General features: G+C 50.9%; 20 protein-coding genes. 15 read left to right on the top strand and 5 right to left on the bottom strand.

What is annotated here, in order from left to right; all coding sequences use genetic code 11:
• The first annotated feature begins 102 nt into the window (after positions 1-102).
• Positions 103-654, top strand: a complete 552-nt coding sequence (locus ABEA14_RS17440; RefSeq protein ID WP_345341811.1) for a lipid-binding SYLF domain-containing protein — start codon at positions 103-105, stop codon at positions 652-654.
• 33 nt (positions 655-687) lie between these two features.
• Here ABEA14_RS17440 and ABEA14_RS17435 read toward each other — a convergent pair whose 3' ends face one another.
• On the bottom strand, positions 688-3,309 hold the full coding sequence (locus tag ABEA14_RS17435; protein WP_345341809.1) for a bifunctional diguanylate cyclase/phosphodiesterase: 2,622 nt from the start codon (positions 3,307-3,309) through the stop codon (positions 688-690).
• Between the two features lie 183 nt (positions 3,310-3,492).
• On the opposite strand from ABEA14_RS17435, the gene ABEA14_RS17430 reads away from it, so the two are divergent.
• On the top strand, positions 3,493-3,801 hold the full coding sequence (locus ABEA14_RS17430) for a hypothetical protein (RefSeq protein ID WP_345341807.1): 309 nt from the start codon (positions 3,493-3,495) through the stop codon (positions 3,799-3,801).
• A 77-nt stretch (positions 3,802-3,878) separates the two neighbouring features.
• Here the strand turns inward: ABEA14_RS17430 and uvrA are convergent, their stop codons facing one another.
• Positions 3,879-6,701, bottom strand: coding sequence for an excinuclease ABC subunit UvrA (gene uvrA, locus ABEA14_RS17425; protein ID WP_345341819.1), 2,823 nt, complete (start codon positions 6,699-6,701; stop codon positions 3,879-3,881).
• Between the two features lie 270 nt (positions 6,702-6,971).
• On the opposite strand from uvrA, the gene ABEA14_RS17420 reads away from it, so the two are divergent.
• From ABEA14_RS17420 to ABEA14_RS17405, 4 genes are all read left to right on the top strand, one after another.
• Positions 6,972-8,849 carry a glucan 1,4-alpha-maltotetraohydrolase domain-containing protein gene (locus ABEA14_RS17420; RefSeq protein WP_345341805.1) on the top strand — a complete coding sequence of 626 codons (1,878 nt, stop codon included), beginning with the start codon at positions 6,972-6,974 and terminating at the stop codon, positions 8,847-8,849.
• 203 nt (positions 8,850-9,052) lie between these two features.
• Positions 9,053-10,423, top strand: coding sequence for an MFS transporter (locus ABEA14_RS17415; RefSeq protein ID WP_345341802.1), 1,371 nt, complete (start codon positions 9,053-9,055; stop codon positions 10,421-10,423).
• A gap of 43 nt (positions 10,424-10,466) precedes the next feature.
• On the top strand, positions 10,467-11,081 hold the full coding sequence (gene ssb / locus ABEA14_RS17410) for a single-stranded DNA-binding protein (protein ID WP_345341800.1): 615 nt from the start codon (positions 10,467-10,469) through the stop codon (positions 11,079-11,081).
• 749 nt (positions 11,082-11,830) lie between these two features.
• The gene (locus tag ABEA14_RS17405; protein WP_345341798.1) at positions 11,831-12,133 is read left to right on the top strand and encodes a hypothetical protein; all 303 of its coding nucleotides are present in this window, start codon (positions 11,831-11,833) and stop codon (positions 12,131-12,133) included.
• Between the two features lies 1 nt (position 12,134).
• Here the strand turns inward: ABEA14_RS17405 and ABEA14_RS17400 are convergent, their stop codons facing one another.
• Positions 12,135-12,728, bottom strand: a complete 594-nt coding sequence (locus ABEA14_RS17400; protein ID WP_345341796.1) for a LysE family translocator — start codon at positions 12,726-12,728, stop codon at positions 12,135-12,137.
• Between the two features lie 98 nt (positions 12,729-12,826).
• Here ABEA14_RS17400 and ABEA14_RS17395 point away from each other — a divergent pair, with 98 nt between their 5' ends.
• From ABEA14_RS17395 to ABEA14_RS17375, 5 genes are all read left to right on the top strand, one after another.
• A complete protein-coding gene (locus tag ABEA14_RS17395; protein ID WP_345341794.1) occupies positions 12,827-13,276 on the top strand; it encodes an Lrp/AsnC family transcriptional regulator in 450 nt (149 codons plus the stop codon).
• 97 nt (positions 13,277-13,373) lie between these two features.
• A complete protein-coding gene (locus ABEA14_RS17390) occupies positions 13,374-14,114 on the top strand; it encodes a ZrgA family zinc uptake protein (protein WP_345341792.1) in 741 nt (246 codons plus the stop codon).
• Between the two features lie 5 nt (positions 14,115-14,119).
• Positions 14,120-14,578, top strand: coding sequence for a Fur family transcriptional regulator (locus ABEA14_RS17385; RefSeq protein ID WP_345341790.1), 459 nt, complete (start codon positions 14,120-14,122; stop codon positions 14,576-14,578).
• Positions 14,579-14,599: 21 nt separating this feature from the next.
• Positions 14,600-14,992: a MerC domain-containing protein gene (locus ABEA14_RS17380; RefSeq protein ID WP_345341788.1), complete on the top strand. Its 393-nt coding sequence runs from the start codon at positions 14,600-14,602 to the stop codon at positions 14,990-14,992.
• Complete coding sequence (locus ABEA14_RS17375; RefSeq protein ID WP_345341786.1) at positions 14,980-16,317, top strand: dihydroorotase; 1,338 nt, start codon at positions 14,980-14,982, stop codon at positions 16,315-16,317. Before ABEA14_RS17380 ends, ABEA14_RS17375 begins: the two co-directional genes overlap by 13 nt.
• A 66-nt stretch (positions 16,318-16,383) precedes the next feature.
• Here the strand turns inward: ABEA14_RS17375 and ABEA14_RS17370 are convergent, their stop codons facing one another.
• Positions 16,384-17,013 carry a DUF3299 domain-containing protein gene (locus ABEA14_RS17370; RefSeq protein ID WP_345341784.1) on the bottom strand — a complete coding sequence of 210 codons (630 nt, stop codon included), beginning with the start codon at positions 17,011-17,013 and terminating at the stop codon, positions 16,384-16,386.
• Between the two features lie 123 nt (positions 17,014-17,136).
• Here ABEA14_RS17370 and ABEA14_RS17365 point away from each other — a divergent pair, with 123 nt between their 5' ends.
• Together ABEA14_RS17365 and ABEA14_RS17360 are read left to right on the top strand one after the other, a co-directional pair.
• Positions 17,137-17,826, top strand: a complete 690-nt coding sequence (locus ABEA14_RS17365) for an ABC transporter ATP-binding protein (protein ID WP_345341782.1) — start codon at positions 17,137-17,139, stop codon at positions 17,824-17,826.
• Positions 17,826-19,073, top strand: a complete 1,248-nt coding sequence (locus ABEA14_RS17360) for an ABC transporter permease (RefSeq protein ID WP_345341780.1) — start codon at positions 17,826-17,828, stop codon at positions 19,071-19,073. Before ABEA14_RS17365 ends, ABEA14_RS17360 begins: the two co-directional genes overlap by 1 nt.
• Positions 19,074-19,076: 3 nt before the next feature.
• Here ABEA14_RS17360 and ABEA14_RS17355 read toward each other — a convergent pair whose 3' ends face one another.
• A complete protein-coding gene (locus tag ABEA14_RS17355) occupies positions 19,077-20,285 on the bottom strand; it encodes a tetratricopeptide repeat protein (protein WP_345341778.1) in 1,209 nt (402 codons plus the stop codon).
• A 65-nt stretch (positions 20,286-20,350) separates the two neighbouring features.
• Between ABEA14_RS17355 and ABEA14_RS17350 the strand changes: the two genes are divergently transcribed.
• On the top strand, positions 20,351-21,541 hold the full coding sequence (locus ABEA14_RS17350; RefSeq protein WP_345341776.1) for an EAL domain-containing response regulator: 1,191 nt from the start codon (positions 20,351-20,353) through the stop codon (positions 21,539-21,541).
• A 36-nt stretch (positions 21,542-21,577) separates the two neighbouring features.
• Positions 21,578-23,491 carry an EAL domain-containing protein gene (locus tag ABEA14_RS17345; protein ID WP_345341774.1) on the top strand — a complete coding sequence of 638 codons (1,914 nt, stop codon included), beginning with the start codon at positions 21,578-21,580 and terminating at the stop codon, positions 23,489-23,491.
• Positions 23,492-23,509 lie beyond the last annotated feature (18 nt).

Below are 23,509 nucleotides of genomic sequence, written 5' to 3'. Positions count from 1 at the left end.
ATGTGCAATGCAGTGCCAATTTTTAATCAAATTCACTGGATCTTTTATCTCGGGTAGCTAGCTTTGTAACAACAGATAACTTGCTGTTACTGCGAGGAATATATGAAGAATTTGTGGTTGGCTCTGGTGCTGTTTGTAACAAGCATTGGAACCGTATGGGCTGAATCAGTTGAAGAGCAACGCGCCAATGTGATGAAGATGCATGACAAAGCCCTTGCTGACCTTTATGAGGCAAAGCCTGACGTAAAGCAGAAGCTGCAATCAGCACCGGGCTACGCGGTGTTTAAAAATGCTGATGTCAACTTGCTGATTGCCGCTGTCGGTGGTGGTTATGGTGTTGTGAATAATAACAGCTCTGGCAAGAAGACCTATATGAAGATGGGTACGGCAGGCATAGGTTTAGGCCTGGGTGTAAAAGATTTTCGAGCCGTATTTATCTTTAAAACCGAGAAAGTCATGAACTCTTTCATTGAGAGCGGCTGGGAGTTCGGTGGTGAAGCTGATGCAGCGGCTAAAGCGGGTGAAGACGGTGGGCAAGCAAGTGGTAAGGCGGTGATCGGGGACATTGAAATCTACCAAATGACTGAGAGTGGCCTGGCGTTGCAAGCGACCATTCGCGGCACTAAATACTGGCAGGACGACGAGCTTAACTGAGTCAGGTAAGCATATTGGCGAATGTCTAAGTAACTAGGCCGTTACATTACCCGGGTCGGTAAAACCGTCATCGCCTGAACATTGTTCGTCAGTAATACTTTCTTCGGTTGCGTGTCGACACTCTAATTGTGCTTTCACTTGTTCTGCGGGGATGGGGTGTGACAGGTGGAAGCCCTGCGCTATATGGAATCCCATCTCTTTCACTTTGTCGTGAATAGCTTCGTTGTGAACGAACTCTGCCGTGGTACGCATATTCAGGCGAGTGGCAAACTCAACAATGGTACGGGTGACCTCAGCCATCTTCGGATCGATATCCAGTGACTTGATCAGTGAGCCATCCAGCTTTAGGTAATCCACTTCCAGCGTTGCCAAGCGTTCAAAGCTGGCGTACCCGGCACCAAAATCATCTATGGCAACGCGGCAACCACACTGCTTCACCTTGGTCAGGAATTCATGGACCAGGTCATAGTCCTCAAAGCTATCACTTTCAACCAGTTCAAAGGTGATCTGTTGTGCTAGTCGTCGATCTTCTACCAGACGGTAAATGTTCCTCAGAGTCTCCTGGTGGCGAAGGTCCTGCAAGGTCAGATTTATCGAGAATCGGGCCCCGGTGCCTCGAAATAGTTCTACCGACTGGTTTAGTACCGCTTGGGTAATATGATGGTAGAGACGGGATTTTTTAGAAACATCGAGGAAGCTGTTCGGCGGAACTATGTTGCCTTCTTCATCAATGACCCTGGCCAGCGCTTCATAGTTGCATATACGACCCGAGCTGAGGTCGTAGAGAGGTTGATAGTAAGCGATCACTCTCTGTTCGCGGATCGCCTTTTTCAGCTTACGTGTCCATGCCAGGTTATGGGAGGTCACCGCCAGAATCGGCATGTTCTCCTCATAGATAACACTGTTTTTGTGGCTCTGCCTGGCTTGACGTAATGCAAGGTCCGCCTGACTCAGTAATACATGCTGGTCGGCTTGGGGTACGCTACCAGTGCTGGATGGCAGGGCAAGGCCGCACGTTATCTGAATATCAAAATGACTGTCGGCAACCTGAATTGGAAAGCCCTCGACTTCACGCTCCATTTTGCCGGCGACTTCCAGAAACAGCGCATTGGCGATCTCTGCCGTGCCTGCAAGGGCAAACTCATCACTAGGTAGTTTGTATAGTTTGAGGTAGTCATCATCCAGATACTGGGCAAATACGCGCTCCAGTTTCTGGCTGATGTTCAGCAGCACCTGGTCACCTGTGTGGCTGCCAAAAAAGTCATTTATCTGTCGAAAACCATCGATGTTAAACAGGCAAAGTTTGGCAGGGATAAAAGGGCTGTCAGGGCGCATGTCGCGCAGCAATTGACGCCGATTAGGCAAGCCCGTAATGCTGTGACGATAGTATTGGCGATGCAGTGCTTCGGTCTTCTCTTCGACTTTGCTTTCCAGTCGGTTGTTTAGCTCAGTTAGCTCATCACTGGTGGTTCGGATCAGGTTGAACAGGGCGGCTTCACTCATTGCCTGGGTATTGCTTGAACCGGTTTGAAGCTCAAGTTGTTTTAGCTTGAGTGGCTTTGTTTCAGACAATGCCAGATAGGTATGAGTATGATTCAGTAACAGTGGTGCGAACTGATGATAAAGCTCACCAAACGCAAAAAAACCGCAGGTATGAGGCGCATCCGACAACGCTTCCAGCTCCAACTCAGCACTGTTGCCAAGGTAATGACTACGGCCTGCGCAACCGTACACAAACAGTGCCTCAGCATCTTCAAGAGGGAGTTTGGATATCGCGCCCCGTGTAATGCTGGCCAGTTGTCCCTTGTCGCCGTAAGCAAATCTGACTTTGTCCCCGGCGCGAAAGTTACCTGCAAAGCTGATAGAGCCATCCCCATGCTGCTGCATTGGTGCTCGGGCGATCGCCATATCTCCCCGTTCAATCAGCAGTGGGAAGTCGATAGCATGGTTTTTTATCTGCTGACAGGCATCTGCCCCCAGATACCTGTTAAAAATGATTTGAGCCGACTCGTTATCGATCTGATAGACACGGCTGCCATCGACCTTAGTGATGGTCATGGGCTTGCCTACCGGCCGCCAGCCAAAGCAATGGTGATTACACAGATGCAATTGTTCGCCGCTCAGACTTACACCTGTCACCTGGTTCGTTAATATCTCCTGGCCCAGAAGGGTGCGAGTACCGCTGAAGTCAAAATGATCCGCAGACAAGCCACCAGCGACCATAACCTGGGGTGCGATTGAGGCGATCCCTTTGAGTAGAGTCTCGACGTCACCGGCAACCGGATCGGCAAACAGAATCATTGCCTTGGTGTCCTGGTGCACCAGGGTTTTTGCCAGATCCTGACCGGCGGAATAGCTGTCGCTAGCTATAGGCAGGCTGGCACCGTGCAGGTGGGTTGACTCAAACTGAGTAAAACTGAGCAGGGTGCCTTCCAGCTCACGTTTATCGCCGCGGATAAAACCATAAGCACTACAGCCGATAACCGTCGCATTGGGTAGTTGGGTGTGCACAGCGCGCAGGGCCTGCTTCAGCACATGCTCGTTGTCATTGCTGAAGACCTGTACGAGGGTCGTTCCCTGACCTAACTGATTGGTCGCAACAAACGACGCCAGTAGATCTTCCGACCGCCACTCGTGGCTGGCACTCCTGATCATGGTAAATAACCTGTATAAAGAATTTGGTGGACAATCAGTAAGTTGACTGGGTTATTCATACAGCTGCAAATAATTTTCTGTAAAACTGTTCGTCAGCTAACGTTTTTATATTCAATCCTTTAGGTAACATCACAGAACTCGATAGCCAATCGAATGTAAAGAATTCAACGATGGGAGCACCGAATGAGCGATCTTGACCTGCAACACGAGCTAAACGCCGTGCATCGACGCCTGACCGCTATTGAAGTAGCACAACAACTGATGGCCAATCAGTTAAAAGAAATGTCCCCGGAAAGTGCTCGCAGATTGGCCAGCGCATTGGAGAATGTCGCCTTTACCGACAAGATGGTGGTGGATGACCATGTACGCGGTCACCTCAAGCATTTGGCGCACATGCTTAACAGTCAGTTTACGCCGCCTATTTCAGGTATCGGCGCGCCACTCAGCAGCACTTTACCAAGTGAAGGCTTGAAGTTAGAGCCGAACCGCTAAAGAGAGCGGTTTGAAGGTCATGGGTACAAAAAAGGGCGGTAAATACCGCCCTTTTGCTGTGCCTGATTGACGCCGTATCAGCCGAGCATAGGTTTCAGGAACCGTGCGGTGTGGGAGTTCTCGTGTTCGGCTACCTGCTCAGGTGTCCCGCTGGTCAGGATCTGACCGCCACCTGAGCCGCCCTCTGGTCCCAAATCTACGATCCAGTCTGCGGTTTTAATGACGTCCAGGTTATGCTCGATGATGACCACGGTGTTGCCATGGTCACGGAGTCGATGCAGTACATCCAGCAGATGCTGAATATCGTGGAAATGCAGGCCTGTGGTGGGCTCATCCAGGATGTAGAGGGTTTTGCCTGTATCCCTTTTAGACAGCTCTTTGGCCAGCTTCACTCGCTGCGCTTCACCACCGGACAGGGTGGTCGCAGATTGTCCCAGGCGGATATAACTCAGTCCCACATCCATCAGGGTCTGCAGTTTACGTGCGATCGCTGGTACCGCATCAAAGAACTCTCTCGCATCTTCCACCGTCATCTGCAGCACTTCGTCGATGGTTTTGCCTTTGTACCGCACTTCGAGTGTTTCGCGGTTGTAACGTTTGCCTTTACAGACATCACAAGGCACATACACATCCGGTAGGAAGTGCATTTCAACCTTGATCACGCCATCCCCTTGGCAGGCCTCACAGCGACCGCCTTTGACGTTAAAGCTGAAACGACCCGGTTTGTAACCGCGGGAGCGAGCTTCCTGGGTGGCAGCAAACAGTTCGCGAATAGGCGTAAAGATACCTGTATAGGTCGCTGGATTTGAGCGCGGGGTTCGACCAATCGGGCTCTGGTCGATATCCACTACCTTATCCAACTGGTCCATGCCCTCAATTTCAGTGTAGGGGGCAGGCTCACCTGTGGTTGCGCCGTTGAGTTCGCGGTGAGCGATACGGAACAGCGTGTCATTAATCAGTGTTGATTTACCTGAGCCAGAAACGCCTGTCACACAGGTCATCAGGCCGATTGGCAGGGTCAGATCAACTTGCTTCAGGTTATTGCCGGTGGCGCCAGACAGGGTCAGCCATTGCTCCTTGTGTGGTGTACGAGTCTCTGGTACCTCAATTTTGACTTCGCCAGAGAGGTATTTTCCGGTCAGCGACTTATCGCTGGACATAATGTCGTCCAGAGAACCATCTGCGATCACTTCGCCGCCGTGGACACCTGCGCCAGGACCGATATCAACGATATAGTCCGCGCACCGGATAGCGTCCTCATCATGCTCCACTACGATCACCGTATTACCCAGATCGCGCAGGTGGTTGAGGGTTTTTAGCAGGCGTTCGTTATCGCGCTGGTGGAGACCAATGGATGGTTCATCCAACACATACATGACCCCCACTAAACCAGCGCCAATCTGGCTGGCCAGACGAATTCGCTGTGCCTCGCCGCCGGACAGAGTTTCAGCAGAGCGGGACAGGGTCAGATAGTTAAGGCCAACGTTCACCAGGAAGGTGAGGCGGTCGATGATCTCCTTCAGGATCTTCTCACCGATCTTGGCTTTTTGGCCTCCGAGAGCCAGGTTCTTGAAGAACTCCAGGCAGTCGCCAATAGAGTGTTCAACGACTTCAGGCAGGTTGGTCTGGTTTACAAATACGTGACGAGCTTCCTGGCGCAAACGCGTGCCACCACAGCTGCGACAGGGTTTGTGGCTGATATATTTGGCCAGCTCTTCACGGACTGAACTTGATTCAGTTTCGCGATAGCGGCGCGAGAAATTGTTGGCGATCCCCTCGAACGGATGACGGCGGATCACTATGTCGCCGCGATCATTGAGGTATTTGAATTCGATCTCCTGTTTGCCACTGCCGTTGAGCAGTACATCTTTGGCATTGTCGGTGAGATCTTTGAACGGGATATCCAGTTCGAAACCAAAATGCTCCGCCAGAGAGTTGAGCATCTGGTAGTAGTAGAAGTTACGTTTGTCCCAACCTCGTATCGCTCCGCCAGCCAGAGACAGATCTGGGTTAGTGATGATTCTGTCAGGATCAAAAAACTGCTGGGTACCCAAGCCATCACAGGTCGGGCAGGCACCTGCGGGATTGTTAAAACTGAACAGGCGAGGCTCCAGTTCCGCGATGGAGTAGCCACAGTGCGGACAGGCGAAATTGGCTGAAAAAATCAGCTCTTCTTTCTCAGGCTCATCCATCCAGGCAACTTTGGCGTTGCCGTTACAAAGCTCAAGCGCCGTTTCGAATGATTCGGCCAATCGTTGTTGTAGGTCTGCACGAACTTTAAAGCGGTCAACAATCACCTCGATGGTGTGTTTCTTCTGCAGCTCCAGTACCGGTGGATCGCTCAAGTCACATACTTCACCGTCAATTCGGGCACGAATAAAGCCTTGGGCTGCGAGCCCTTCTAAAACTTTGGTGTGCTCGCCTTTACGCTCCTGAACGACGGGCGCAAGCAGCATCAATTTACTGCCTTCCGGTTGCGCCAGTACGTGGTCCACCATCTGACTGACCGTCTGAGCCGCCAGCGGAGCGTCATGTACCGGACAGCGAGGCTCACCAACACGGGCGAACAGCAGGCGCAGGTAATCGTAGATCTCGGTAATGGTTCCCACGGTCGAACGCGGATTGTGGGACGTCGATTTCTGCTCGATGGAAATAGCGGGGGACAGCCCCTCAATGGCATCCACATCCGGCTTTTCCATCAAGGATAAGAACTGGCGGGCGTAGGCAGACAGTGATTCTACATAGCGACGCTGCCCTTCCGCATAAAGGGTATCGAATGCCAGCGACGATTTGCCCGAGCCAGACAGGCCGGTGATCACAATTAACTTGTCTCGGGGCAGGGTGAGACTGATGTTTTTCAGGTTGTGGGTGCGGGCACCGCGGATCTCAATTTTATCCATAGAAGCGTATTCGGATACCAAGCAGACAAACGCGTAGCATCGCACATTTTTATCGGTATTACCTGTATTAGATCCGTTCGGATCAATCTGGGTGTGAAGCGTAATTTGATTGACGTCAATAAATTGACGCCAATATGGTCGGATGTGATAACGATCACTGAATTGTTTCATTTTTGACCGCATTCTAGCCCCGGTTTCAAATGTTATGAAACCGATAACAATAAGTTAATTAGAACACGCTTACTCTTAACACTACAACAGGACAATCTGATGAAATTGAATAAGCATCTGCTCTCTGCAGCTGTAGCGATGGCGTTTGCCTCTTCAGCGCATGCCGCCGTTTCAGAGAACAATGACGATGTCATGATCCAAGGTTTTCACTGGCACTCTGCATCCTCTGGCGACTGGTATCAACAGGTCGGTCATCAAGTTAATGAGCTATCTGACGCGGGCTTCGATATGGTCTGGTTGCCGCCTGCATCACAGGCTGGCTCACTTGAAGGCTACCTGCCTGAACAGTACAACAACCTGAACTCAAACTATGGTACTGAACAGGATCTGCGAGACCTGATCGCAGCCTTGCATGGTAAGGGTATCAAAGCGATTGCTGATATCGTTATCAACCACCGTAACGGCAGTGGCAGCTGGTGTGATTTCGTAAACCCTGACTGGGGTCATGACGCAATTACGTCGGATGACGAGGCGTGGGGTGCGCCGGGCTCAAACTGCACCGGTACACGTGGTGCGGCTGACTCAGGCGGTGGCTACGATGCGGCCCGTGATATTGACCACAGCCAATTCTATGTTCGCGATAGCCTGAAAACCTGGATGAACACAGTACTCAAAGGCGTAGGCTTCGATGGCTGGCGCTACGACTATGTCAAAGGTTACTGGGGTGGCTACAACGGTGAATACAACAACGCCACGTCACCTTATTTCAGTGTTGGTGAGTACTGGACATCGCTTTGTTATAACGGCGAAGGTTGCTTCTTCGGCGGTGAATATCCTGACAGCCATCGTCAACTTCAGATCGACTGGGTTGATTCGACTGGCGGTAACAGCGCCGTATTCGATTTCACAACCAAAGGTATTCTGAACAAGGTTCTGGAAACCTATGACTACAGCCACCTGACCGATGGTAACGGCAATCCACAGGGGACGATTGGTGCTTGGCCAAGCCGCTCAGTGACCTTTGTTGATAACCACGATACGGGCCCAAGTGAGATGTGTGGTAACGGTCAAAGCCATTGGCCGGTACCTTGTGACAAGGTGATGCAGGCATATGCCTACATTCTGACTCACCCAGGTGTGCCTTCAGTCTATTGGGCTCACTACTTCGATTGGGGTTTGGGCGAGCAGATCAAACAACTGATGCAGGTGCGTCGTGACGCAGGTCTGCACTCAGATTCTTCTATCTCAATCGAGCGTGCTGAGCAGGGCCTTTATGCTGCCTATATTGGCGACAAGCTGGCAATGAAGATGGGTAACAAAAACTGGAGCCCAAGTGGCACAGGTTGGTCTGTGACTGCTTCAGGCACTGACTGGGCTATCTGGACCAAAGGCGACCAACCTGGAGACTGGCAGCGTACTGTTATCCTGGTAGAAGGTCAGACTGAATCTGGTCAGGATATGTTTATCCGTGGTGGTATCGACCACACTTACGCGGCGAACGTATTGGGTCGCAACTGTACTGAAACCAACTACGCCTGTGCGATGCCTATTCGTCATTTGAACCTGAAGAATGAGACTACGGCTCCTTGGAAAGCGAATGACAGCTACCTCGACTGGTATGGCACTGAGTCAGGCCAAAGCAGCGCGGCTGAAGGTTCAGCAGCTGACTGGACTATCGACCAATGGCCTGCTGACTGGGGTGCAGAAAAAACTGTCGCAGTTGATGGCTACGGTGTTGAAGTGCTGAACGTCTATGGCGCCCACTACTGGATGCTCGACGTTGAAATGGATTGTAGCAAGGCGGTTGACGGCGTTTGGTTTGAGCTGAAAACCTACATCAGTAACGGTCCAGGCTGGGAAGCTGATGTAGCCCAATCTGGCGCTCCATATGCTTCAGGCAACCATTTCGCTCAGTGCGGTAAAGTGAATGTATTCAAGCGCAGCGTAAGTGAGCCAGTAAGCATTCATAACTTTTAAGTAAAACCAAAGGGCCCTTATGGCCCTGGCCATTCCCTTTGTTTTGGCGCCCAGCATTCCATTGGAATGAGGGCGCCTTTTTTGTGTTTCATTTTTGATTGAAAGAATTCGATTGCAAGAAGTCGATTCGAAGATGATGCATGAAAAGGAGCGTGTTAGACTTCTGCCTCCTAATAATAAATCTCATTTAGCTCCTGACGTCGATGGCTCTCGGACTTTCACCTACTGAATCAAAAACCGCCTATTCGCTGGCAACCGTATTTGCCGCGCGCATGCTTGGCCTGTTTATGATCATGCCGGTATTTGCACTTTATGGCAGTGAGCTGGACGGTTATGCGCCACTTTGGGTGGGATTAGCGATTGGTGCTTATGGCCTGACTCAGGCGTTGTTTCAGATCCCCATGGGACTGGCATCAGACAGGTTCGGACGTAAGCCAATTATCTACTTTGGTTTATTGCTGTTCTTTATCGGCAGTGTGGTATCGGCGCTGAGTGATTCCGTATACGGTGTGACGATTGGTCGCGCACTTCAGGGTATGGGGGCGATTTCCAGTGTGGTATTGGCGCTGGCAGCAGATCTGACCCGAGATGAAAATCGCCCTAAAGTGATGGCGTTGATCGGCATGTTTATCGGTATCAGCTTTGCCGTTGCCTTGGTGGCGGGGCCAGTGCTCGCTCCTAAACTGCATCTGCCGGGGTTGTTCTGGCTAACGTCGGGGCTGGCGATTGTCTCTTGCCTGTTGGTGTGGCGTGCTGTACCCAACACTGTTTCAAGTGCACCAAAGGGCGATGTGGCGCCTATCCCATCTAGGTTAAAGCAGATGGCATCAGACCCGCAGCTGAGTCGTCTCAATATCGGTATCTTTGCGCTGCACCTGGTGATGACGGCTATGTTTGTTGGCTTACCGGGAGAGCTTATCCGAGCGGGGTATGAGGCCCCTAGTCACTGGCATGTTTACTTGCCGACATTATTGTTGTCGTTCGTGCTGATGATCCCTGTGTTGATTGTCACCGGCAAAAAGCGAAATAGTCGGGGTGGTGTGAGATTCGCCCAGCTTCTTCTGATCGCCAGTTTGATCCTGTTCGCGTTTGCGCCAACTAACTGGCTACTCGTGACCGGAATAATAGTATTCTTTACCGGTTTTAATTACCTTGAAGCGACCCTTCCCACCCTGATCGCGCGTTTTGCGCCTGCGGGAGCAAAGGGCAGTGCGATGGGGATTTATGCCAGCAGCCAGTTTTTCGGCGCCTTTTTAGGCGGCGTACTGGGCGGTGTGCTGGTGCAGTGGTACAGCGTTCAAATCCTTTTCTGGGCTGCAGCGTTCATAGTGGTATTATGGGGGATTGCTGCCTGGGGCATGCAGGAAGCAGGGCGTTATCGAAGTGTTACTCTGAACCTGCCTGAAGATGAGCAAGGTATCCCTTCGCCAACCTGGTTAATGGAGCAGCTGCAACAGTTGCCAGGTGTAAAAGAGGTCACGGTCGTGGCTGGCGAGGGACTCACCTACCTTAAGGTGGACGAAACATTTGAACTGGCGACAGCAAAGGCCGTCGTGGCTGGTCGCCAGAGTTAACTCATTTTAGAAACAAGATAAGCGAAATAGTGGAGAGCATGGCATGGCCAGCAGAGGCGTAAACAAAGTCATATTGGTCGGAAACCTGGGGCAAGACCCCGAAGTTCGCTATATGCCAAATGGCGCAGCCGTCGCCAATTTTACCGTGGCAACCAGTGAAACCTGGAAAGACAAGCAGACCGGCGAACAGAAAGAACAGACTGAGTGGCATCGTGTGACCATGTATCGTCGCTTGGCCGAGATCGCAGGTGAATATCTGCGTAAAGGTTCAAAAGTTTATATCGAAGGCCGTCTGCAGACCCGCAAATGGCAGGATCAGCAAGGCCAGGATCGCTACACCACAGAGATCATCGCCAACGAAATGCAGATGCTGGACAGCCGCGGCGCGGGTGGCCAGGGGGGTCAAGGCGGTGGCTTCCAACCACAACAGCAGCAGGGTGGTTTCCAACCACAGCGGCAAGCGGGTGGCTTCCAGCCTCAAGCGCCGGCACAGCAGCCTGCCGCTCAGCCAGCACAACAGCCGATGCAGCAACCTGCTCAACAGCAACAAGGTTTCGCTCCGCAAAAGCCTGCTGGCGCGCCAGCGCAGCAGCCTGCGCAACAAGCGCCAATGGGTAACGAGCCGCCACTGGATTTTGATGACGATATTCCGTTTTAAGATTTTGGAATTTGGTTGTTATCGTTGAAGAAGCCCCTGTCTGGGGCTTTTTTTGTGTCTTGGGTTGGGAAGGTATTTTCCAAATTTGAGTGAGATTTTTCGGGCGCAATTCGCTCATTTTCTTTTACTGAATTTGGTCTCTGCGCCCAAGTTAGGGAGCGAATGCGCGTTCGCTCCCTAACAACCATTCTCGACCAACAAAGAAGGCGCCCCAACTATGTGCTTGTCCTTCGCTCTCGCTGGCATAGGGTCTGGTGGCCTTTGGCGGATGAGTTTTGTTCGAACGAAACGCGCAATTGAGCAAGAAATGAGTTGCGTAGCTTAGTGAGCTAAGCAAGTAACGAATGACACAGCGAAAGTGCGTTTCGACGAACCCTTCGGGCAGCATCAGTTGGGGATTTATTCTACGTTATCGGCAGCTTATTGAGATCCACTCAACTTCGCTACCTCTGCCTTGCCTAAATCCCCAACTGTTTGCTGCAAAAAACACCCGCTAAAGTTCACCAGACCCTGCGCTAACGGCTCGATAAACCTCCCTGTTTAACGAGCCTATGATGGGCATCCTTGCCCATCATTACGCAGACACTTGGCTTCGCTCCAGGCACATAGAAGGGGAGTTGTCGGTGTCAACTTCAGCGACAAACCGAACAGCTTTACATAACTGTTTATATGCTTTGTCAGAGATGGACAAACAAAACCGAAACGAAGTACGTTTAGCTTAAATAAACTCCGGGGAGTATCGACATTTTATGAGTTGGTTAAAGTCTGGTTTAGATGACCTTTTAAAGCTAGATCTCGCTAATGATGAGCGTTATTTTCGTGCATATGATGACTGCCTATGGAGAATAACGACGGCTAGAATTACTGAGCTAAGTGAAGTTTTAGACTCGATTTGGAATGAGCCATACGTAAAGCTGCCTACTCCATTAAAGTGCTGTATTGCTCGCATGTGTCTGCTTGGCGAAAGTGAACCAGGCGACACTTCTAGAGCGGTCTTGTCCACTTACTGCACAAATGATGAAGAAAAACGCATTATCGATGGAGCTATATAGCTCATCCCAGCATCGGATACAGCGATCCCACCAATAGCAGTGCCATCGAGACATTAAATACCTTCAGGTGTTTTTGTTTGGTCAACAGGCGTTGCATCTGTTTGCCCATCATCAGCCAAGTAAATATCGCAGGTAGGTTAACCACACCAAAAACCAGGGCGACCAATAAGATGGCGCGGGTGTCCTGGTTTGGCGCGTAGATGCTGATGGCCGTGACCGCCATGGTCCAGGCCTTTGGGTTCACCCACTGAAACAGTACCGCTTGGATAAAGGTCATCGGGCGGCCGGATTTTGCAGTATCAGTCGACATAGGCGCAGCTGTTGCCAGCTTGAAGGCAAGGTAGAGCAGATAGCTGATGCTCACCACCTGAAGCAGTGTATAGCTGGTGGGGTATAACTCAAACAACTGCATAATGCCGAATCCAACGATCACCAGCATCAATGAAAAACCGATAGCGACACCCAGCATGTGAGGCAGAGAGCGAAGCAGGCCATAGTTGGCGCCAGACGCCAGCAGCATCATATTGTTGGGGCCGGGTGTGATAGAGGAAACCAGAGCGAATAAGCTCAGTGCGGCAAGAATTTCGATTGTCATTGAAGGCTCCCATATTTTGAATGGGAGCTAGCTTAATCGGTTACTGGCGAAATTATTTTGCTAAAATTGCTTATATGTAGTTTTGTAAGCAATAAAATATGAAGAAAGACAGATATAACGACAGAATATTGCATGAGCTAACCAGGGACGCTCGTATCACCAACGCCGAACTGGCTGAACGCATTGGTTTGTCGGCTTCCGCCTGTTTACGCCGTGTACAGGAGTTGGAGCGGGAAGGGGTCATTAAAGGCTATCGCGCCAAACTCAATTCACTTAAGTTGGGCAAAGGCTTTGCTGCTTATGTGGCGGTGGGGTTGTCGGAACATACCAAAGAAGCACAGTTAACGTTTGAGCAGGCAATTATCCAATCACCGGATGTATTGGAATGTCACAACGTCACCGGTCCTTACGAATACCTGCTGCGTGTAGAGACCAACGACTTGACCGCCTATAAGTCATTTCATACCGATGTGCTGGGTATGATCCCAGGGGTGGCCACAATCAGCACCCATGTGGTGATGGGCTCGCCCAAGGACCTCAGGGAATGACTGATATCTCTTCTAGGCACTTTTATTCCGCTTGATAAGCAAATGATATGTTGTAACATTATTGCCAGCGAATACTTTTAATATGGCGAGTGTCACTATGTGTTTAGTTAAGAAAAGTGCTCACAGGTTAGCTGCTGTTATTGGTGCAGCCATGACGTTACCCGTTGTCTTTTCTGCTGCCCAGGCAAGTCAGCCCCATGTGCACGGCATTGCTGCGATGGACCTGATTGCCGATCAAAACCAGCTGATGGTTGAGTTGAGATCACCTGCCGATAATTTGGTTGGTTTTGAACATCGCGCGACCACTGAAGCGCAGATTAAGCGTGTTGAAGACGCGGCTAAGCACCTGGCTGATGCCGGAGCTTTGTTCACTATTCAAGGCGCAGATTGTCAACTCTCTGAATACCAAAGCGATCTTAAGCAATTGATGCTGGCTGACCATGACCATGACCATGACCATGACCATGACCATGACCATGACCATGACGACCACGGGCACGACGGTCATAAACACGATGATCACCATGACGAGCACAAACATGATGATCACGCCCATGGTTCTCACGATGAGCATGCCCATGATGAACATGAGCACAAAGGACACGATCATGAAGAACATGATCATGACGGTCATGATCACGAAGCTCATGGCGAGCATGCAGATATCACGGTGAGCTATCAATTCACTTGCGATAGTGCAGCGTCTGTTCAGTCGCTGGATATCAAGCTGATGTCATTTTTTCCGGCAATGGAAACTTTGAATGTGCAGTGGGTTGCCTATGGTAAGCAAGGGGCCGCCACACTCAAACAAGGTCAGCAGACGCTTAGATTAAGGTAACCGATATGGGAAGGGCAGAGCAGGTCCTGGCAGCCGCTGAGCAGCAGTGTAAGCAAGCTGGTGCGCGCCTGACTGATAAACGCAAACAAGTGCTTTTGGCATTGTTGCATTCGAATAAAGCGCTTTCAGCTTATGAGATCGCTGACGTCTGCCGGGAGCTGCAGGGGCAGACGATTCCTGTCATGTCGGTTTATCGCATGCTTGAGTTTCTGGAGCAGGAGCACTTGATCCACAAATTGCAGCTGGCAAATAAGTACGTCGCCTGTGCCCATATCTGTTGTAAGCATAAACACGGTATCCCGCAGTTTTTGATTTGCCAGCGATGTGGTGAGGTGAAAGAACTCGGTGCAGATGCGGCAGTTGTTGAATCGCTGCAAAGGAATATTGAGGCGGCCGGTTATCACTTAGCCTCACCTCAGTTGGAATTGAATTGTGTTTGCCAGAGTTGTCTGACCGGCGACTGAGCAAGCAAAAAGGAATAGAGAATGAATGTAAAAACTCAAACGTTGGATAGATTCGCCATCGGTGTTTCATTGCTATGTGCGATCCATTGCGCCTTGCTTCCGGTGGCGATAGCGATGATTCCAGCGATGGCGGGCACCATGTTTGCGGATGAGTCATTTCATATGATCCTGGTGGGCGTCGTTTTGCCTACCAGTGCGCTGGCGCTACTGTTTGGTTGTCGTAAGCATGGTCATTGGCGTGTGCTTGGTTGGGGCGCCGCAGGATTGCTTTCGCTGGTCTTAGCCTTGGTTATTGGGCACGACGTTTTTGGAGAATTTGGAGAGAAGGGCATGACCCTATTGGGGTCAGCAATGGTCGCCTACGGCCATATTCAGAATTTTCGTTTTTGTCGGGTGGATAAATGTCAGCACTAGTCATAAAAAACGCGCGCATTGTTAATGAAGGTAAGGTCGTTGAAGGCGATGTGCAAATCGTTGGCGACCGGATTGATAAGGTCGCCTCCAGCATCGCTGTAGCAGATTCAGATCAGGTCATCGACGCGAAAGGCGCCTGGCTAATGCCTGGGATGATTGATGACCAGGTACATTTTCGTGAACCAGGACTCGTGCACAAAGGCACCATTGCCACAGAATCCCGAGCAGCGGTTGCCGGTGGTATCACCAGCTATATGGAGATGCCAAACGTTAAGCCATCCACCACTACCTTGGATGCGCTGGCTGCCAAACATGCTATTGCTGCTCAATCTTCCTTGGCTAACTATTCGTTTTACCTGGGGGCTTCACCGGATAATCTGGAGCAGATTAAGCAGCTGGACCCTAGCAGTGTATGTGGCGTAAAAGTGTTTATGGGCGCATCTACCGGCGATCTGCTGGTGGAAGAGCCTGCAATACTTGAGGCGATATTCCGCGAGTCTCCTGTATTGATTGCCACGCACTGTGAAAGCGGACCTGTGATCGCTAAAAACACAGAGAGACTTGCGCTGCCTGGTAAAGACTTCACTATCGACCAACATCCTTTGTTGCGCGATGACGAAGCCTGTTATCAGTCCTCATCGTTGGCCGTGTCGTTGGCAAAACGCTTTGGCTCCCAGCTAAACGTATTACATATCACCACGGCGAAAGAACTGGCATTGTTCGATGCAGGACCGGTAGAGAATAAGTCGATCACCGCTGAGGCGTGTGTTCATCACTTGTGGTTCTCACAAGATGACTATGCTGCACTGGGCAATCAGATTAAATGTAATCCTGCAATTAAGCGGGAGCAGGACCGCGTGGCATTACTGCAGGCACTGAGGGATCAGCGTATTGATATTATTGCCACCGACCACGCGCCTCATACCTGGGAAGAGAAAGGGCAGCCCTATCTATCTGCACCTGCGGGTCTGCCATTGGTGCAACACGCGTTGCTAACTTTGTTTGACCAAGTGAAACGGCAGGAACTAACCGTTGCCCAAGTGGTTGAGAAAGTGGCTCATAACCCTGCATTACGCTATCGGGTGGCTGAACGTGGTTTTATTCGTGAGGGTTACTACGCCGATCTGGTGCTGGTGGATCCAAATCAGACCACGCCTGTGACTCACGACAATACCTATTATAAATGCCAGTGGACGCCGTTTAATGGCGTGACGTTTAGTGCCAGGGTTGTTGCCACGTTAGTGAATGGCCAAGTGGTTTACGATGGCGAGCAGCCTTTGCAAAGTGCACCGATTGGCGAGGCGCTGCGGTTTGACCGGGGTTAAACCTGCTTTGTTTGAATTAGGCCCAGCTAGCTGTTCGCTGGGCCTCTATGATGAGTCCGAAAAAGATTAATCCAGATAAGGCTCGATTTGATCGATCTGCATGGTATAGGCGGCTTTCGCCATATCATTTTCGATCATCTCGGTTTTGATGGTTCCCGAGAACCAGAACACGTCGTAAAGCGACCCTAACTGCACGCCTTTAGGGTGCTTAACGTAAATGATCTGGTTGGGTGGTGGTGGTGGCACATGGATGCAAGCGCCGAAAAACGGCACCAGGAAAAATTCCTTGGTAACCATGGTGTCATCAAAATCCAGTGGCACCACAAACGCTGGAAGACGAATGGCTTGATTGTTCATCTCTTCGATGACACGGGTGGAAACCAAGGCTTGCTCATACGGGCTATCACCAACATTGCTGGCATCAAGCTGAAGTTTACTGTCGGCCAAATCTTCATCTGAGCCGTCTGCAATACTACCCAAGAACTCTGGTGGGTTGAGCAAGGCATCTAGGTCCTCAGTAGGCATCAGCTCGATCCATTGGATGGTCTGGTATTCCTTCGGTTTGGCATCGGCCGTTGGGCCGGCTTGAGGGGCAGCCTCATAACCTGGCTCACTGCACGACACAATGCCAAAACAAAACATGAGAAACATCAAAGCACGAGCGATAGAAGTGCGATTAGGTTGGATCCGATTCACAGCGGTCTTTCCTGAGGAGTCATAAACGTGTATCAATACCGACGTTATATCATAACGCCCATGCGGGAACTATCTTGCAAAGCGTGGGACTGCCTTCAAATTGCCCGAGCAGAATAGATTACCATGTCGATAGTTATTCGCGCGCTTTCATATGCTTACGCTGAGCAGCCAAACGTGCCAGTGTTGAATATACCTGAGTGGTCAGCCGACGCTGGCGAGCAGGTATTTTTGCAAGGGCCATCTGGCTCAGGCAAAACCACATTGATCAACCTACTCAATGGTATCTTTCCTGCCTCGACGGGCGAGATTGAGATCTGCGGTCATCGATTGGATCAGATGAGTGCTCGTCAGCGGGATAAGTTTCGTGCCAATCACATAGGCTGTGTATTTCAGCAATTTAACCTGGTGCCTTACCTCAGTGCGCTCGACAATGTGCGGTTGGCCAGCCATTTTGCCAGTGGCACCAGTGGCACCAGTGGCAGAGGCGCCAGTCGGTCAGCAGAAGATCTATTGTCGCACCTGAACATTCCTAAGTCGCTGTGGCACAAGGCAAGCAGCCAGTTGAGCGTGGGGCAGCAACAACGGGTAGCAATCGCCCGAGCTTTGGTTAACCGCCCGGAACTGCTGATTATGGACGAGCCAACATCGGCACTGGACAAGAAAAATCGCGACCAGTTTATGACATTGTTGAAGGAGCTGCTGACTGAGCAGCCTGCGACTTTAGTGTTTGTCAGCCATGAAGATGAGCTTGCCAGCCATTTCAGCCGGCATGAGTCGATAGTTGAGATCAACCAAGCTGCGGAGGTGGCCTGATGTTTTTACGCCTCAGTTGGAAAAGTCTGCTTAGCCGTAAAGGTTCGGTCCTACTCACCTTGATGGCGCTGACTGTCAGTATCCTGGTTTTGCTGGGGGTTGAACACATCCGCCATCAATCCAAACAAAGCTTCAGTCAAACCGTTTCTGGCGTCGATCTTATTGCTGGCGCGCGTACCAGCTCGGTCAACCTGTTGCTTTATTCGGTGTTTCGAATGGGCAACGCCACCAACAATATCGACTGGTCGACTTATCAAGAGATTCAGGCGATGCCGAATATTGCCTGGACAATCCCAATCTCTTTGGGGGACTCACACAAAGGCTACCGGGTGATGGGCACCAGCAAAGACTATTTCACCCATTTTCGTTATGGCCAGCAGCAAACGCTGCGGTTTGCTCAGGGTCGAGAATTTGATGGCCTGTTTGATGTGGTATTGGGGGCAGACGTTGCGCGCAAACTCGGTTATCAGCTGAGAGAGAGCCTTATCTTATCCCACGGCATAGTCAGCACCGGGTTCAGTGACCATGATGATAAGCCGTTTACCGTGGTGGGGGTCCTGGCGCCTACCGGCACTCCTGTGGATCAAGCTTTGTATGTGAGCTTGGAGGGTATCGAAGCTATCCATATCAATTGGCAGCAAGGAATTAAACTACCCACCAAACCCGGTGCCGATGAGCATATCGATCCCGCAATGTTGGTGCCCAAAAACATCACCGCGATGATGGTGGGGTTGAAATCAAAAATGGCAACCTTTCAGGTCCAACGCGCGATCAACGATTACCGTGCAGAGCCGTTGACGGCGATCCTACCCGGCGTAGCATTGAGTGAGCTATGGCAAATGATGGCAGTGATGGAAGATACACTGCGACTGATTTCGGCGCTGATATTGGTCGCCTCTTTGCTTGGGCTCAGTGCCATGATGCTGGCGTCTATCAGAGAGCGGCAAAGAGAGATCCAAGTGATGCGATTGATTGGCGCTTCGCCCTGGTTTCTGTTCCGGCTGATCCAAGCCGAGGCGCTGATAATTGTGCTGCTTGCGGCAAGCATTGCTGGCGCACTACTGAGTGGATTGTTGCTGGCAACAGGGAGCCTTATTAGCGCTGAGTTTGGACTGCATATCAGCGCCAACTTTCTCAGCTCGTCCAACATAGTGATGCTCACCAGCGTGATTGGCGCAACCGTCGTTGTCAGCACGATACCGGCCATTTCGGCTTATCGCAGAGGGTTAAGAGCAGCAGGCAACTGACCGTTAACGGTTGATCCGTGCCGTGGCTGGAATGCGACCTTGCAGCGCTTCCAACTTGCGCTTGTATCGCTGCTGGGTTGCGTAACTACTGCTGAGCTCCATTGCGACTTCGAGGTATTTTTTTGCTTTCTGTTTGTGGCCAAGGGCGTGATAGCTTTTGGCCAGCCCGAAGTACAGGTCATGGATATAGGGGCTTAGCTTTAAGCCTCGCTCATAAAACCGGAGTGCTTTGCGATACTCACCTGCGTTAAATGCAAGCTCACCCTGATCGTGGTAATGAAACGGATTGCTTTCGATAAGCTTATCTAAACGTGGTTGGATTTCAGCAAGACCGTCAACGTCGCCAGTGCGCTCCAACAAAATCGCAAGGTTTGCCAGTAGTAGAGGGTGGGCCGGCTGGTGCTTGAGCCCCTCCCTGTAGGCGCTCGCTGCTTTTTCCGCATAACCTGACCGCGAATAGACCACACCTAAGGTGGCGTAACCCGAGATATACCCTGCGTCCGCATGCAATGCGGCTTTGCTCAACCAATAGGCAGTATCATAGTTTTTCTCAGTGATCGCCTGAGCTGCGCGATTATTGTAGAACATCGCAATTATGCGCTCTTCTGATAAGGTTTTTTGAGGTAAGTAGCGCAGGCTTGGGTTACCGCTGAAATCTATGGTATGCGCATTGTCACTGGTATCTTCGCCTGCGCCATAGGCTCTCGGAATATCTATAAGCACATTAACGTGCTGACTCACCAGATAGATATCGTTTCTATGCTCCCAAAGCTCCGGAAAATCTGGTTGCTGCAGTTTGACATCCAGCTCCCATGCATCAGCAATGGCCATGGTCATCAAAGAGAGTGATAAACAGTTACCTAAACGCTGTTGATAAGCCTCTGAAACTGTCAGCGTGGCACGGTTATCGTAGTCCAGCATCAATTCGTCTTTGCTGCGCAGCAGGTCAACCAACCTTGCCAGCCGAGTGTAGCTGCCCTTTTTATGCCCTTTGAGACTGTTATCCAGATAGTTTTGCATTTCAGGTGAGATCTCAAAGATAGCTTGTTGGGATGGGATTGAGGGGCGCTTTGCAAAAGCGACATCATGCCATAGCGAATCTGTGAGAATGGGCTTTACTTGAGACTGTAGTGAGGTCGTAGAGCTGCATCCAAGTAGATATACTGTTACGAAGGCTACCAGCAATATCCTGAGGTAAGTGAGAGTCAACATCCGCTTCTCCTCTAGCAGGACAATTCAATAAGTATAGCGCTGGCTGCCCATTGGGGAAGGAAACCATGGAAGAAACGGAGCAGGTCAAGCGGCTGCGGGTACTGCTGGTGGAAGATCAGCCGGTGCAACGACAGATCCAGATGGCTTTGCTGGAAAAACTCGGTGTTGAGCAGTGTTGGCAAGCAACTGATGGCCATCATGCGCTTGAGCTACTGGCGATAGAAAACGCGTTTGATTTGGTGATATGCGATCTGCAAATGCCCAAGATGGATGGGCTGGAGTTTATTCGTCATCTAGGGCGCAAGGCATATCAGGGCGGGCTTATTCTTGTCAGCGCTGAGTCTGATATATTACTTCACTCCGCTGATGCAATGGCGACCGAGTATGGACTCAATGTCTTTGGTGCATTATCCAAGCCTTTGCAGCCCTCTGCATTAGCAGAGCTGTTAATCAAAAAGCCTCCATCAGTTCCCAATGGCCAGGCAGGCCTGCCATTTTCGCTGCATGAGATAATGGAGGGGTTTGAGCAAGGCCAGTTCCAAGCTGTGTTTCAACCCAAGGTGCGTTTTGATAACCGTCAGTGGGTGGGTGTTGAGAGTCTGGTACGTTGGTATCACCCAACCCGCGGTGTGATATCTCCCGGATTCTTTCTCCCGGTATTAGAGCGTGCGCATGAGATGGAGCTGGTCTCCGAACTCATGATCAGCGCTTCACTGAGGCAGTGTCGTGAGTTTCTCAATTGGGGGCAGGAACTTACCGTGGCCATCAATCTGCCTCCCAATGCAATGACAGACACGCGATTCAGCGATCGCCTGTTGCGCTTACTTAAGCGATACCAGATCCCTCCTAAGTTGTGCATGATTGAACTGACAGAGTGTGAGTTAACGGCCAACCTGGGCTCAATGATCGAAACGATGGCGCGTTTGCGTATGAATGGTGTGCAGTTGGCCATCGATGATTTTGGCACAGGCTACTCTTCGTTTGAGAAACTGGGCCAGGTACCTTTTACAGAGTTGAAGATAGATCAGAGCTTCGTTCGCGATGCTGCGCAAAAACCTAAGTTGCGGGCGATTGTCGAAGCCAGTTTAGATATCGCGAAAAGGCTGGGTTTGTCGACAGTCGCCGAAGGTGTTGAAGACCATGCATGCTGGCAGTTGATGACGGCACTTGGTTGTGACTATTGTCAGGGGTACTATGCCGCGCAACCGATGATTGGTAATGAGTTGACGAGCTGGCAGCAACAGTGGGCCAGCTAAACAAGGTGCAAACCTGAAAGCAGTAAAGGAATACAGATGGACGTGTTACAGGCAATAAAACGTAATCAAGCCCGCCTTCTCGGAGGTGCTATGGCGCTGTTTTTGTTGCTTACGAGTATCGCCTTGGTTTGGCAGCGCTCGGCAGTGCAAGCTGAGCAAGCCTCATCAATTAAGGTTCTTTTGGGCAGCGACGCCGATACGCTGCAGCGCAGTTTGCAACAACAAAACGTGTTGGATTTTTTGGCGCTTACACCTGAGTTAATTGCTGTTGAACTCAAACAGAATGGAGAGGTTAAAGCGCGCTTTTCTCCTTCGTCAGTGCAGACGATCTGGCCTAGTGAATCTCGAATGGTTGTTCAGGCGGAGCAGGCTTTGACACTGTCAATTTGGTTTCGCCACCCGGTCGTTGTTGTTCTGAGTTCGCCATTTGGTGGACTGATCATGCTGTTTTTATTGGCTGGCGCAGGATTGCTCTATCGTCAGAGGCAAGCGCTGGATGCACAACTCAGTGGTCTTGTTTGCATGGAAAAACGTGCCAAGGCCTTGATGAATGGTGAATTGGTCAGTAAGCAGCAGAACGAATCCCCTGAAGTGGTCAGCCAGGCCCTGGATATGCTTGTGTCTCAGATCCAACAGGCGCAGCAGGAGCGCTCCCGCTTTGATCAGTTTATCCGTGACAGTACTTTTACCGATATGGAGTCGGGTTTCGGTAATCGTCGTTTCTTCGACAACCGCTTAGAGGCTGCACTGAAAGACGGTGAGAGCAATAGCACCGGCGTGGTGTATTTGGTGCAGCTGCAGGAACTGGATCTGGTCAAAGAGAGATTGGATGAGCACCAGGTGGCGGAGCTGGTCGCAGAGTTCAGTGATATTTTAAGTCAGCTGCTGTCCAGTTGTACCGATGCGGTGATCGCGCGTCGCTCATCGGCTGACTTTGCCGCGCTGGTACCAAACCTGATGCCCCGTGAGGTTGATGATCTGGCCAACAAAATGCTTCGAGGCTTCAGGCGGCTGGCATTACCCGACTTTGTGGATCGTGATTGCTTCTTTCATATTGGCGTGGCCAACTTTATCCCGGGTGATGAAGCGTATCAGGTGCTGTCAGAGGCTGATATGGCGTTGCGTGCCGCCCAGCTTCAGGGACCGAGCTGCTGGTATATGTATGACCATGGTGTGATTGAACGAGGGCAGGCGCTGGGTTCGGTTCGCTGGCGTGCATTATTGGAGAATGCGATATCACGTCGCACCTTTGTCATGTTTACTCAAAGTGCCGTGACCGCATCTGGCAGCCGCATTCATCACCACGAAGTATTGACGCGAGTGCGAGATGACAAGGGCCAACTGGTCAATGCGGGAGTGTTTCTACCGATGGCATCTCGCTGTGGCCTGTTGCCAAAGATTGACCGAATCATCATCGAACAGCTGATTAAGTTGCTCGAGTACGAAAAGGCGGATACTGAACGTTGCAGTGTTAACTTGTCCTGCGATTCTCTGCTCAACAAGGAATTCATGAGCTGGTTGGTGGATACCCTTAAGTCGCACCCCAAACTTGCCCATCGCATGATCATCGAGATCGCTGAATATCATGTTACTCATCATCAGGCTGAAATCCGGGAGCCACTCAGACAGATCCAGTCTACAGGCTGCCAGTTGTTGGTGGATAGGGTGGGGCAAACCGTTGTGGGCAGCCAGTATATCAATGACCTTAGTGTTGATTACCTAAAACTGGACCACAGCGTGGTACGAGAGATACAGAATCGACCTGAAAATCAGCTGTTTGTTCGCAGCCTCTCTAGCGCAATTGGCGAGCATCAGGTCAATATCTTTGCGCTGGGTGTCGAGACCGATGCCGAGTGGCGAACGTTGAAGAATCTGGGTGTCTTTGGTGGCCAGGGGCACTATTTTTCTGAATCGCTGGAACGTGTTGCTGAATGCACCGAAGGGCACTGATTTCTGTGCTGGTTTATC

The sequence above is a fragment of the Corallincola platygyrae genome (genome assembly GCF_039544265.1).
Lineage (GTDB): Bacteria > Pseudomonadota > Gammaproteobacteria > Enterobacterales > Neiellaceae > Corallincola > Corallincola platygyrae.
The sequence above is the reverse complement of the archived record's forward strand: the minus strand, read 5'-3'. Positions and strand labels throughout refer to the sequence as shown.